Below are 12,521 nucleotides of genomic sequence, written 5' to 3' on the forward strand. Positions count from 1 at the left end.
TTTCCGCACTTCGGACAGCGGATTGTCTTGCACTCGAAAACCGCCCAGTAGCCGTACGGCTCCTGACGCTCCCGGGAGCGCTCGTACATCGGCACACCACAATGGCAGGTCGGTCGGCTCATTCTGGCCTCCAGAAATCGGGCATCCGACGGGGACGGCGAACTGTCGCGCTCGCGACAGTTGAGAAATGAAGTGCTGCGAACCGAGTGAGACGTCCACCGTAAAGAGGAATGCGGCCCGCCATCAAGGCCCTCGATTGCAATATCGGCGCGAATGGGCAGAGCGGTCCCGCCCATCGGACCGGTTGGGCTTGGTCAACGAACATCGTCCATCGTGGAATGGATGATCGGCTGTGGGCGGAACCCGCTCGCACAGTACGCCATGGCCGATCCGGACCGCTTGGTCCACCGGGACGACCTGCGGTGGGCGTTGTTGACAGGCACCCGGCAGTGCGACCGACTCGCTGTCGCCCGTACTGGTGGAGCGGTTACCCCAGCGGCTGGCGGTTCGTGACCGTCGGCGTTCGCTGCCGGTGCACCACAGCACCATCGGCCGAAGCGGGACCGCTCGTCATTATCCGGTGTGCGGTCCGGAGCGCCGGCGCGACGGCCTCGTGGAGGTACGGGTACGTGAGGCCGCCCCAGCGGTGGGCACCTCGCGCGGAGGGGTGAGTGAATGCCGCGACGAGCGTGTCGACGCCCGCCAGTCGCGCTTGTTCCAGGTGCGGCGCCAGCTGGCGGCGGGAACTCATGAGTGCCGTGAGTGCCTTGTAGACCTCGACTCCCTGCACGATGCACAAGGTCGGCTGGAGGATCTTGATCGTCGCTGACAGGTGAGGGAGGCAGTTGCGGCTCATGGTCGGATTGCTCAACGACTTCATCGTCTCTCCGACCGTGGCTGAGCAGAGCCGCAGGTTCGCCATGGCGTAAGCGTCGAAGAGGTGTACGGGTGACGGTAGGCCGTCGAGGTTGAGCTGCTCCCCTTCGCGGTCGGAGTCCGGCTCGCGGCCCACGGCGAGCCGGAGGGCGCTGGCGACACCCTTCATGTGGGGATTCCGGCGGGTGAACGGCAGCCTCGCGGATTCCATCACCTCCGCATACCGCTGTTCTAGCGTCACGCCCTCCCGTAGTCGCGCGGTTTCCATGGCGATGACCAGGATCCGGCTCGGTACCCCGCCCAGCTCGAGGTCGTAGTGCCGGCCGACATGCGAAAGCTGACCCGCGGCGTAGCCCACGCCGGGCCGGGGTGCGCCAAGACCGTCGAGCAGGACGGCCCGTCGACAGCTGCCCAGCTTCCGGCAGACGCAGGCGCCGGAGGGCCCGAGAACGTGTTCGGTCATGTACTGGCGCAACTGGTCGACGCGCCTGGTGGTGGCGACAGTGTCGCTGGCGGCGTTCACGGCGACGGCTCCTCGGTCGGGCTGACTATGGCTGCGGGCTCGACTGAAGCTGCAGACCTGGGCCGAGGAGCCGGTGGTCCGCTGCCGGCGGTTCCCTGTTCAGTAACAACCTTGCGGAGGAGGGCGGTCTCCTTCGCGCTCGGCGGCCCGGCCGCACCGGCATGCCACTCAACGACGAGACGCTGGCCAGACGGCAGCGAATAGATGCGCACCGCCCGGCTGGCAATCGCCGAGCCGTAGTCAGCACCGCCGTATCCCAACGTGCCCGTTTCCTTCAGCCCGAGGGCCTGGGCGAGATCATGCCAGGGCCGGCCGAAGGCGAACACGTCCTGCACTGGCAGCTCAGCGATCGGCTCCCACACGAACTCCTCGATCACCTCTGGTGGCGGCCTCAGCGGTGCCGTGATGGCCTTCGAGTGCCACGGGTAGCACTCGAAGATCAGCAGATCGCGATGATCGGCGCTCGGGTCCTGGAGCCACCGACGGGTGAACTCCAGGCGCTGCTGGTAGTACCGGTTCTTGCCCATCTCCTGCGGCAGCGTCCAGGGCGGCCGGTTGTACGGGCAGGTCGTCGCCCACCTGCTGTACGAGCCATGCTGACGGATCTCCTTGGCGAAGATGCCGTCCCGCGCCTGGTAGCGGGGACGGAACTCGCCTGGGTTCAGGCCGAGCACCACCATCCGCGGCATGTGCTCCAGGCCGAGGAGGTCGCCGTGGTACGGCTCCGGGAAGCCGTCGCGGGTAACTTCGCCGGGACCTACGCCCACATAGGATTCGAACCAGTCCTCCAACCGTTGCGGTAAGTGATCTTCGCCGTCGAGCCACGCTGCGACGTGGACATCCCAGAAGGCCGCAACACGCTGCCGTGCGGAGGTCGTCATGACGAAAAGTTAGCGATGTGTCACTGGTGAGGCCAGTGCCCAGCGCCGAGAATCAACCTCATGACCGAGGCGTTGCACCAGTTGGCCGCCCTGCTGCGGGCTCGCGACGACCTGGATGCCAGGATCGCGGCCCTCACCGGACGATCGGCCCGGCCGGGCGACATCGGCGAGTTCATCGCCGCGCAGGTCTTCGACATCGAGCTGGCCGGTACGGCCGTCCAGGCCGGCTACGACGGCATCTTCCGATCCGGTCCGCTCGCCGGTCGGACCGTGAACGTGAAGATCTACGGCGATGCGTTCGCCGGGCTGGACATCAGCCCGCACCCCTGCGACTTCTACCTGGTGTTCAGTGGCCCGCCGCGGCCCCTGGGCGCTGTGCGGCACCACCAGTGGCAACTGTCGGCGGCCTACCTCTTCGACGCCCACCGTCTGCTCGAAACCCTGATCGGTCGGGGCGTCAAGATTGGCATTGCGACGAGCATCCGACGGGCCGATCTGGACGCTGCTCGGATCTTCCCCAACCCCACCGCAGCATCCCCACTGCGCCTGACGCCCGAACAGATCGCGTTGCTCTCCCTCTTCGGCGCACCAATCAGGTAGTCACGCCGCCCCGGCCGCGATCAGCCCCAGAAGACTCCGATGGGATCACCGCCAACCTCTCCACTCGCACCTGGTCGCGGACGCTTTCCGGCACGCGCTGGTCGCACCAGCGGCGTACGCGTGCCACATCGGCTGGCGGCAAGCTCATGAGGCGATCACGGCGCTGCGGTGGGCGTTGACGACCCAGGCGTCCGGGAGGGCGATCCACTCGTTGTCGCCGACCCGCACCACGGCACCGTCCAGCTTGGGCAGTGTCCCCGGGTCCTCCATCGGGCAGAGCAGCCAGACGTCCCCCGCCCCGGCGCGTGCCGCGTCGGCCAGCTCGTGGAGCCGCTCCATCGCCCGGTACCGCGCCAGCACCGCCGCGTCGTGCAGCAGCACCGGCCCCGCGTCGGCGCTCAACTCCGCCCGCAGCGCCGGCACGGCGAGCTGCCACGCCTGCTCGACGTACTCCCCCAGCTTGATGGCGCCGCGGGAGCCCGGCTCGGCGATGTCCGCGCCGACCACGGTCTCCCAGGTGGGCTTGGGCTTCGCGTCGACCAGGCCGCGCAGCTCGCGCAGGAACACCGCCGCCACGCTGACCGGCCGGGCGTCGAAGCGCCGGGCCAGCTCCTCGCGGGCCAGCGCGTAGCGGCTGAGGCGTACCGTCAGCGCCCGGAACCCGCCTGCAGACCTCGCCCCGGTCAGCCGCTCCTCGGCCCGCATCGCCGCCGCCAGTTCCGGCGACTCGGCCGCCCACCGGCTCGGCGCGTTGGTGGCCGAGGGGCGTCGCTGGATGATCGACATCGAGGACGAGCCGGCGCGGGGCGGCGGCGGGAGGTAGTGGCCGCGGTCCCAGCGCAGCTCGAAGCCCGCCTCGGCGAGAAGGTGGCCCAGCTTCGGGTGCGGCGGCAGGGGTGCCAGCTCGGGGAAGCGCGCCGAGACCCGCTGCTGCACGTGTTCCGGGCTCAGGGCGCGCTGGTTGTCGGACGCCGGGGGCACGACGCCGGCCTGGGCGAGCCGCAGCGCCCGTACCGGGTCGAGGTCGCGCGGGTAGAGCTCCAGCCGGGCGGTGGCGGCGGCCCGCTCGGACGCCACCGCGGCGAGCAGGACCCGCCGCCGCTCGTCGATCACGTCGGCCGCGCCGCCGGGCGCGGTCACCGTCGCGAGGGTACGCATGACCGTGGCCGCGCTGGGCAGCACCTCGGCGGCGGCGAGCCGGTCGGCGGCCTTGCCGAGCGCGTCGGCGTAGTCGAGCAGCGCGGGAGCGGCCGGGGTGTCCGGGGCGTCGTCCTCGCCCGCTTCGAGGGCGAGGAGGAGGCGGTCGCCGCGCGGGTGCGGCTTGCCGTCGATGTCGGCGCGGGCGTGCCGGCGCAGCAACAGGCGCGGCTCCTCCTCGAGGGCGTCGATCTCGACGGCGGCCCGCACGGCGGCGACCGCGACCGCGAGCCGCAGGTCGTCGCCGGTGCGCACCGACCCGCGGCTGGTCAGCAGCGCGGTGGCCAGCTCGGCGGCGCCCATCACCTGCCCGCCGTCGCGGAGCAGCTCGATGATCTGGGTACGCACGCTGCCCACCACGGGCAGGTCGTGCCAGCGCTTGCGCTGCTTGCCGAGGATCTGGGCGATCCGGCCGGGGGTCACCCCGACTGCGGCGGCGACCAGCGGCTGCTGCGGCCACAGTGGCAGCGCCGGCAGCGTGCCGGACTCGTCGGGCAGGTTCAGCAGCAGCCGGGTCGCTTCGACCTCGGCGGTGTTGCGGCCATTCTTCGCCGGCACGAGCAGGGTGGCGATCGCGTCCAGGCCGACGCGTACCAGGTCGGCGGCGCCGGTCCCGGCGGTGGTCTCGGTGGCCACCTCGGCGGTGGCCGCCTTGCGGGCGGCGGGCGAGGTGGGGATGGTTTCCCGCTCCCCCAGCCGGTTGCGCCACTCCTTGACCCGGCGTTGCAGTTCCTTGCGCGTCTTTGCGCCGAGGCCGGGGAGCGTGGCGAACGTGTTGTTGCCGACGGCGAGCAGCTCGCCGACGGTGGTGGCGTCCACCCGGTGCGCGGCGGAGACGGCGCGCGGGGTGAGCCCGGCGGCCTCCAGGGCGGTGGCGCGGGTGGCCTTGGCGGCGGCCTCCTCGCGGGCCTGCTCGGCGGCCTTCTCGTCCGGCTCCTCGGCCTCGATCTCCGGGTGTTCGGAGCCGACCGGGGCGCTGGCGTCGGAGCGGCGGAACACCTGCTGCCAGGCATCGCGCATGTCCTTGAGCGAGGCGAAGCGGCGCCGGTGGTCGCGGTGCAGTGCCCGGTGGAAGAAGTCGACCAGCTCGTCGCGGACGGCCGGGTCGAACGCCTCGGCGGCCAGCACGGGTGGGCCCTCGGTGAGCTGCGGCTCGGTGCCGCCGTCGCCCCAGACCGGCAGCTCGCCGGAGGCCATCTCGTGCAGCGTGACGGCGAGGGCGTACCACTCGGCGTGCTTGTCGTAGACCTGCCGGCTGGCGGTGCCGAGGAACGGGTCGAGGTAGCGGGGGGTGCCGGCGGCGAGTTCCTTGACCGAGACCCCGGCCAGGGAGAAGTCGAAGAGCACGAGCTGCCGGGTGCGGTTGGGGCGTACCCGGACGGCGATGTTGTCCGGCTTGATGTCCCGGTGGTAGACGCCCTCGCCCTCCAGGTAGTCGAGGGCGCCGAACAGGTAGTCGCTGTAGGTCTCCAGCTCGTCGACGGTGAGCCGGCCGTCGTCGCGCAGCTTCCGGGCAAGGGTCAGCTCGCCGGCGTGTTCGAGGACGATCACCGTACGGTTGGCGATCTGCAGCGGTTCCGGCCGGGCCAGCCGGATCACCCGGGAATCGGTGAGCGGCCGGAGCACCCGGGCCTCGTGGGCGAGCCGGGCGGCCTTCTCGTCGGAGAGGCCGACCTTGAGCACCTCGTCCCGGCCGGTGCGCTCGTTGTGGGCGAGGAAGGCGCGGCAGGTCGACCCGGTGCCCAGCCGCTTCTTGATCTTCCACTCGGCGACCCGGTCCCCGCCGCGGGCTTCGAGGGGGTCGGGCTCCTCCGGCTCGGGCTCCTCCGGATGTACGGAGGCCGGCGGCGGTGCGGTCAGCTCGTTCTCGACCTCTTCGAGCATCTCGACGAAGTCGGCGACCGTGGTGAGGCGCTGGGCGGGCACCGGGGCGGTGGCCGCCTGGATCAGCTCGTCGGCGAACTCGCTGATCCCGTCGGTCACCGACGAGGGCCGCAGGCCGTTGTCCCGGGCGATCCGGGACAGCAGCTCCTGCCGCTTCGCGGCCGGCGGTTGACCGGTGAGGATCAGGTACGCCAGGGCGCCCAGCCCGAACACGTCCATGGCGACCGGGTCCGGCCGGGGCGTGGTCAGCTCCGGCGCGAGGTACGCCTCAGCGGAGAGCTCGATGTGCGAGGCGGCGTGGGAGGAGAGGGTGACGGGGTCACCGCTGCTCCCGCCGGCCGAGTCGGCGGCCCGGGTGGCGGCCTGCCAGTCGCTGATCTGCACCTGGGGAACCAGCCACGCCTCCTCCTCGCTGCCCCCGCGCCGCTTCGGTCCGGGCGTGACCAGCACGCTGCGGGCGGAGAGGGCGCGGTGGTGCAGGCGACGCCGGTGGGCGTACGCGACCGCCTCCGCGAGCTGCCGGATCATCGCCAGCCGGCCCAGCGGGTCGAGCCGCTCGCCGTACTGGGCGATGTAGTGGTCCAGCCGCAGGGCGCGCGGGTCGTGGCGGAAGATCAGTGCCGGCCCGGCCTCGTGGGACTCCATCGAGTCGACCCGCACGATGCCGGGGTGGTTGATGCCGTGCAGCACCATCATCTCGCGCTTGGCGGCCCGCTCGATGCTCGCCCGCTCCGCCTGCACGGCGTTCCGCTCGACCAGGTAGATGCGGATCCGGCGGTGCTCGCGTTCCAGATCACGGTGGCGGGCGTGGTGGTCCTGCCAGGTGGGGCCGAGGTCGAACGGACGCGGTTCCAGCTGCCACGACCCGATCTCGTAGTGCTTGCGGCTCCGCGCGATACCGATGGCGTGGAGGAGGTCGGGCAGCGCGGCCGACATCTCCTTGGTGACCCGGTGTTTCTCGTCCTGGGGTGGCCGCTGCAGCAGCGAGGTGATGGTGGGCAGCGGTCCGGGCTGGTGCCCGGGTGCCGGCTCCGGGCCGTAGACGGCGTGCAGGTGATGGTCGGAGAGCCCGACGTGCAGGCCCGGCTTGGACAGGAACACCGCCGCCTGCACGAACGGCACCTTGACCGGCGCGCCTTTGCGCTGGTTGGCGGCGACCTGGAGCAGGGACTTGAGCTTCTTGGCCTTCATGTCGGCCAGGTGCAGCGGGTTGTCGAAGGTCCGCGTGCCGTGCGGACTGGAGAGGATCCAGTTGGAGCCGCTGGACACCAGCTGGCCAGTCAGGCTCTTGATCTCGATCAGGTAGAGCCCGCCCGGGCCCGCCACCAGCAGGTCGACCTCGTAGGGGTGGCCGGTCTGGGCGGTGAAGGTGAAGTTCGACCAGGCCCGGTAAGGCTCGCTGTCCGGCAGCAGCGCCTGGACGTGCGCGAGCGCCTCCCGCTCATGCGTGAACTGCGACGGGGTGATCGTCGTCCACCGGCCTTCCTGCATGACGGAGATCCTAGGCCCACTCCGCCCGCGCCCCGGTGCCCGCCAGGCTGGGCAGCCCCGCCCGCGCGGCTGTCGACCGCCGCCGGTTGGCCTTGTTAGCGTGGAACGACGATCCGTCGTCGGCGGTTCGGCAACACCCCTCACCCGACCGCCCGGGTCGCGCGGCGCACCGCCACGCCCCGGGCCGGATGGCCGCTGCCACGGGAAGGGGTGTGATGACCGGGACGTCCGACGACGGCACCGGCGCCGGCGGGACGGACGACACCCGCGAGCCGGCCGGCCCCGGCGGGCCCGGGGCCGCCGAACCCGTACCGCAGGGGGTCCGGCCGGCCGACGGCTGGCGCGGGCGCTGGCAGGAGCGGGCGGCGAAGCTGCGGGACCAGGCACGGGACCGGGCGAAGGAGTGGTGGCCGAGGCTCCGGCCGGTGCTGACGCAGTTCCGCTGGTCGGACGAGCCGCAGCCGAGCGTGACGATCGTCGACCGGCGGGTTCCGCCGGCCCTGCTGGTGCCGGCGCAGGGCCAGGTGTACGGCTTCGTGGTGCGGGCCACGTTCACCTGGACCTCCGACTCGGCGCGCCCGGAGTTGTTCGGCTGGTACGTCGACTACTTCCAGCAGCAGGCGAACCAGCGGCTGCGGCGGATCGCCGCCCGGTGCGCCCGGGAAACGCCGCCACACCGCCCGCGGGAGGTGGAGATCGCCCTGTACGAGGCGCTGACCGGGGACGACGCGCTCCCGTGGCGCTACGAACGCGGTGACGTCAGCTTCACCTGCGAGCCGGACGTGTCCGTGCACCTGGACGAGCGGGTCCGCCGACTGCTCCAGCCGTACTGGGACCAGCGCATCGCGCTGGAGTGCGAGCGCGACCTGGACCGGCGGCGCGCCGAGTACGCCGAGGAACGGCGTGCACGGGAAACGGCGGAGTCCACGGAGCCGGACGGGCCGCCGGCGGCTGGCATGCCGGAGGCCCTCCGGGAGGATCATCAGCCGCACAAGCGCGCGGGTGAGGCGCCACCCCGGGCCGCGGAGCAGCGCCGGCGGCAGTCCGCGCCGGACTCCCCGGTGGAGCAGTTCACTCCGCTCGAACCATTGCTGCCGCCGCCCGTCCCGCAGTCCCCACGCTCCGCCACCGGCCCGCGCCCGGCACCGGCCCAACCGGGCGAGAGGGCCCCAGCCCCGCCGGGCGAGAGGACGCCGGCTCAGCCGGGCGAGACAGCGTCGGGCGACCCGGAACAGCCCGGGCCGGCCGGCGCCTGAGCCGGCGGCTCAGCAGTTGTTGGTGCTGGTCTGGTTGCGCTTGAGGTAGTCGTACCAGGTGACGCCCTGGACGACCGCGACGACGACGCTGCCGTCGTGGATCTGCTCGTAGTGCAGGTGCGGGCTGAGGTCGTACTTCGCCGAGGAGGCGCCGACCTTGCCGATGACGGTGCCCAGCTTCACGGTGTCGCCCTTGGCGACGAGGCGTTCGCTGAGGTGGGCGTACCGGGTGCGCCAGCCGTCGCCGTGCCCGATGACGATGGTGTTGCCGTAGCCGGTGGTCGTCGAGTAGTACGACTCGAGCACCGTACCGCCGGCGCTGGCGAGGACCCGGCGACCGTAGTCGTCGGGGTTGCCGTTGGCGTCGTAGTGGTTCCAGTCGATGGAGTGGGCCGGGCTGTGCCCGTTCCAGTTGTTGCCCTGCCAGGTCTGGCCACACAGGAACGGCATCTTGAAGGCCGGACGGGCAGCCTGCGCGGGTTGCGCCCCGAGCAGCGTCCCGGCGGCCACGACCGCCGTGGTGAGCAGCGCGAGCAAGCGCCACCGAGCCCCGGTGAGCGTCACGGTCATCGGTCCCCCTCCCTAGCGAGCGATGCATATCGATGCTATGGGTGGCCGCGGGGGAAGGTAAAGACCTTCGTGCATGGTTGGCTGACCGAAGCTTTCCTACATCCGGGCGCCGGTCAGCGCTGCGGCACCTGCTCCGGCTGCGAGCGGCGGTTACGCAGGAAGGCGGCCAGCCCCGACCCGTCCTCGGTGGCCAGGAACGCCCCGCGGGCGTTGAGCAGCGCCTCGTCCGCGTGGGCCATGCAGCCCCACACGGTGTCGCCCCAGGAGTCGGCGAGCTTCACCTCGGCCGGCTCGGGGCAGGCGTCGCCGCGCGGGCCGCCGATCTGGCAGCGGGCGGGCGCGCCGTCGGACCGCCGGACCACCTTGGCCGCCTCGCGGATCAGCGAGAACCGGGCCTCCTTGCCGGCGTCCGCGTCCCGGGCCTGCTCGGGCACCGCCCGGCGCTGCCCGAAGACGACCACGTTGCCGTCGGGGTCGGTGGTGCGGCACTCGCCACCGGGGGCGTGCTCGGGGCGGCCGGCCCGCTCGACGGCGTACCCGGCGGCGGTCAGCCGCTTCATGGTGGCGGCGAGGTCGTCGACGTAGAGGTAGATGTGCAGGGGCAACTCGACGGTGATCAGGCGGGGCTTCACCTCCGCCAGCAGCATGGTCAGCTCGCCGCACCGTAGATGTGACCAGCGGGAGGCGCCATCGCCCCCGGTGCGCACCTCGGAGTAGCCGAACGTCTCGTAGAAGCGCCGGGTGCTGTCGACGTCCGCGACGTACAGCACCGGCACCTGCGCCTGCACTCCGTTATGCACCGCGCAACTGTACCCATGGTGGACCTGTAAATCATGTCTTGGAGATCGGGTGTTTTTCCGGTAGAAGCCCCGCCGCACCCCGAGGACCAGCGGCACCCACGGTCAGGCGGCGAGCGACGCGTACCGGCCGGCGCGGTCGAGCAGGCTCTGGTGGGTGCCGGACTCGACGATCCGGCCGTGGTCCAGTACGGCGATCTGGTCGGCGTCGCGGACGGTGGAGAGCCGGTGCGCGATGGTCACCACGGTCCGGCCGTGGGCCAGCTCGTCGAAGGCGCGCTGCACCGCGCGTTCGGTCTCGGTGTCCAGCGCGCTGGTCGCCTCGTCCAGCACCAGGATCCGCGGGTCGCGCAGCAGCGTCCGGGCGATGGCCAGGCGCTGTTTCTCGCCACCGGAGAAGCGGTGGCCGCGGGAGCCGACCATCGTGTCGTACCCGTCGGGGAGCGCGGCGATCAGGTGGTGGATCTGCGCGGCGCGCGCGGCGGCCTCGATCTCGGCGTCGGTGGCGTCCCGCCGCGCGTACCGGAGGTTCTCCCGCACGGTGGCGTGCAGCAGGTAGGTCTCCTGGCCGACCACGCCCACGACGGCGGCCAGGTCGGTCAGGCGCAGGTCGCGCAGGTCGACGCCGTCGATGGTGATCCGGCCGGCGTCGGGATCGTGCAGCCGGCTGATCAGCGCCGCCAGGGTGCTCTTGCCGGAGCCCGTCTCCCCCACCAGGGCCAGGCTGGTGCCGGCCGGGACGTCCAGGTTGATCCCGGCCACCGTGGCGGTGTCACTGCCCGGGTGGCTGAAGGTGACGTCCTCGAAGCGCAGGTGGCCGCGGACCCGCGCCGGGTCGAGCGGCACCGGCCGGGGCGGGTCGGCCACCTCGACGGGCAGGTCCAGGTATTCGAAGATCCGGGCGAACAGCGCCAGCGAGGCGGTCAGCGAGACGCCCACGTTGAGCAGGCCCATGAGCGGCCGGAACAGGTTGCCCTGCAGAGCGGTGAAGGCGACCAGGGTGCCGATGGTGAGGGTGCCGGCGGTGCCGGGTAGGCCGGCGCCGAGGTAGATGACGGCGGGAATCGCGGCGAAGATCACCGTCATGGCGGCCATCCGCCAGCGGCCGGCCAGTTCGGAGCGCAGCTCCAGGTCGACCAGGCGGGACGAGGAGGCGGTGAACCGGTCGACCAGCGCCGCCCCGGCGCCGAGGGTCTTGGCGAGCTGCACTCCGCTGATCGACAGCCCCTCCTCGATGACCACGTTGAGGTCGGCCAGCTCCCGCTGGCGCTGCGCGGTGATCTCCCGGCGCAGCCGGGCGACCCGGCGGGTCAGCCAGATGGCCGGCGGCAGCACGACCACCGACACGAGGGAGAGCCGCCAGCTCAGCGCCACCATGGCGATCGCCGTAGCGACCACGGTGGTGAGGTTGGCCGCGATCGAGGTGGCGGTGGAGGTGACCACCGCTTGCATGCCGCCGATGTCGTTGGTGATGCGCGACTGCACCTCACCGGTGCGGGTGCGGACGAAGAAGCCGATCGACTGCCGCTGGAGGTGGGTGAAGACGTCGGTGCGCAGCCGGTGCATCACCTCCTGACCGACCCGGGTGGAGATCCAGGTCTGGGCCACGCCGAGCACGGCGGTCACCGCGGCCACCCCCACCATGCCGGCGACCAGCCAGGCCAGCAGGGTCAGGTCGCGCTCCGGCAGGGCCCGGTCGATCACGGTACGCAGCAGGAACGGCGACGCCATTCCCAGCACCGACGACGCCACGATGATCGCCACGACGGCGGTCAACCGGCCGCGGTGGGCGGCGAAGAGCCCGCCGACCCGGCGCAGCGGAACCGTGCGGGCCTGCGCCTTCTCGGCGGGGGTGAGGGGGCGGTGGCCGCCGCCGCGGCCGTCTCGGAATCCGTCCAAGGGATGCCTCTTTCGTCGGGAACATTGCTGAGGTTACCTCATCATGAGGTAGCAACAGGAATGGCTGCTACCGTATTCCGGTGACCGACAGCGACGAGGAGAGCCTGGCCGAGACCTTCTGGGCGGTCGCCCGGCGGCTGCGCCACCAGGCCAAGCGCACCCTCGAACCGTGGGAGATCAACCCGGGGCACGCCCGGGCGCTCGCCGTGCTGCTGCGGCACGGCCCGCTGCGGCTCAGCGCGCTCGCCGATCACCTGCACATCGCGCCCCGCTCGGCCACCGAGGTGGTCGACGGGCTGGAGGAGCGGGGGCTGATCGAGCGACGGCCGGATCCCGCCGACCGGCGGGCGACCCTGGTCGCGCTCACCGGCGAGGGCTCCCGGGTCGGCGAGGCCATCCGCGTCGCGCGGGCCGCCGAGGCGGACCGCTTCTTCGGTGACCTCGACCCGGACGACCGGGCCGAGCTGGGCCGGATCCTGCGCCGCCTGCGCGACGACTGAGCGCCAGCGCTACGGACCACCCGGCGTGCGGCGCAGGCCCGAGGGGT

General features: G+C 72.0%; 9 protein-coding genes. 3 read left to right on the forward strand and 6 right to left on the reverse strand.

What is annotated here, in order from left to right:
- Positions 1-487 precede the first annotated feature (487 nt).
- Both ACGFI9_RS02330 and brig1 read right to left on the reverse strand, forming a co-directional pair.
- Positions 488-1,399: a hypothetical protein gene (locus tag ACGFI9_RS02330; RefSeq protein ID WP_393173991.1), complete on the reverse strand. Its 912-nt coding sequence runs from the start codon at positions 1,397-1,399 to the stop codon at positions 488-490.
- Positions 1,396-2,280, reverse strand: coding sequence for an anti-phage DNA glycosylase Brig1 (gene brig1 / locus ACGFI9_RS02335; RefSeq protein ID WP_393173993.1), 885 nt, complete (start codon positions 2,278-2,280; stop codon positions 1,396-1,398). The genes ACGFI9_RS02330 and brig1 overlap by 4 nt, the downstream gene beginning before the upstream one ends.
- Before the next feature lie 60 nt (positions 2,281-2,340).
- Here brig1 and ACGFI9_RS02340 point away from each other — a divergent pair, with 60 nt between their 5' ends.
- Positions 2,341-2,880 carry a hypothetical protein gene (locus tag ACGFI9_RS02340; RefSeq protein ID WP_393173995.1) on the forward strand — a complete coding sequence of 180 codons (540 nt, stop codon included), beginning with the start codon at positions 2,341-2,343 and terminating at the stop codon, positions 2,878-2,880.
- A gap of 144 nt (positions 2,881-3,024) precedes the next feature.
- Here ACGFI9_RS02340 and pglW read toward each other — a convergent pair whose 3' ends face one another.
- Entirely contained in the window at positions 3,025-7,452 is a 4,428-nt protein-coding gene (gene pglW / locus ACGFI9_RS02345) for a BREX system serine/threonine kinase PglW (RefSeq protein ID WP_393173997.1), read from the reverse strand.
- A gap of 215 nt (positions 7,453-7,667) precedes the next feature.
- Between pglW and ACGFI9_RS02350 the strand changes: the two genes are divergently transcribed.
- A complete protein-coding gene (locus tag ACGFI9_RS02350) occupies positions 7,668-8,708 on the forward strand; it encodes a hypothetical protein (RefSeq protein ID WP_393173999.1) in 1,041 nt (346 codons plus the stop codon).
- Positions 8,709-8,717: 9 nt separating this feature from the next.
- Here ACGFI9_RS02350 and ACGFI9_RS02355 read toward each other — a convergent pair whose 3' ends face one another.
- The 3 genes from ACGFI9_RS02355 to ACGFI9_RS02365 form a co-directional block, all read right to left on the reverse strand.
- Positions 8,718-9,278, reverse strand: coding sequence for a M23 family metallopeptidase (locus tag ACGFI9_RS02355; protein ID WP_393174001.1), 561 nt, complete (start codon positions 9,276-9,278; stop codon positions 8,718-8,720).
- 113 nt (positions 9,279-9,391) lie between these two features.
- On the reverse strand, positions 9,392-10,078 hold the full coding sequence (locus ACGFI9_RS02360) for a VOC family protein (protein ID WP_393174003.1): 687 nt from the start codon (positions 10,076-10,078) through the stop codon (positions 9,392-9,394).
- A gap of 102 nt (positions 10,079-10,180) precedes the next feature.
- The gene (locus ACGFI9_RS02365; protein WP_393174005.1) at positions 10,181-11,974 is read right to left on the reverse strand and encodes an ABC transporter ATP-binding protein; all 1,794 of its coding nucleotides are present in this window, start codon (positions 11,972-11,974) and stop codon (positions 10,181-10,183) included.
- Between the two features lie 80 nt (positions 11,975-12,054).
- On the opposite strand from ACGFI9_RS02365, the gene ACGFI9_RS02370 reads away from it, so the two are divergent.
- On the forward strand, positions 12,055-12,474 hold the full coding sequence (locus ACGFI9_RS02370; protein ID WP_393174007.1) for a MarR family winged helix-turn-helix transcriptional regulator: 420 nt from the start codon (positions 12,055-12,057) through the stop codon (positions 12,472-12,474).
- Positions 12,475-12,521: the final 47 nt, after the last annotated feature.

Source organism: Micromonospora sp. NPDC048930 (genome assembly GCF_043197935.1).
Taxonomy (GTDB): Bacteria; Actinomycetota; Actinomycetes; order Mycobacteriales; family Micromonosporaceae; genus Micromonospora.

Coding starts and splice junctions, on each gene's coding strand:
- brig1 (WP_393173993.1), bottom strand. CDS start 2,280: ATGACGACCTCCGCACGGCAGCGTGTTGCGGCCTTCTGGGATGTCCAC.
- ACGFI9_RS02340 (WP_393173995.1), top strand. CDS start 2,341: ATGACCGAGGCGTTGCACCAGTTGGCCGCCCTGCTGCGGGCTCGCGAC.
- pglW (WP_393173997.1), bottom strand. CDS start 7,452: ATGCAGGAAGGCCGGTGGACGACGATCACCCCGTCGCAGTTCACGCAT.
- ACGFI9_RS02350 (WP_393173999.1), top strand. CDS start 7,668: ATGACCGGGACGTCCGACGACGGCACCGGCGCCGGCGGGACGGACGAC.
- ACGFI9_RS02355 (WP_393174001.1), bottom strand. CDS start 9,278: ATGACCGTGACGCTCACCGGGGCTCGGTGGCGCTTGCTCGCGCTGCTC.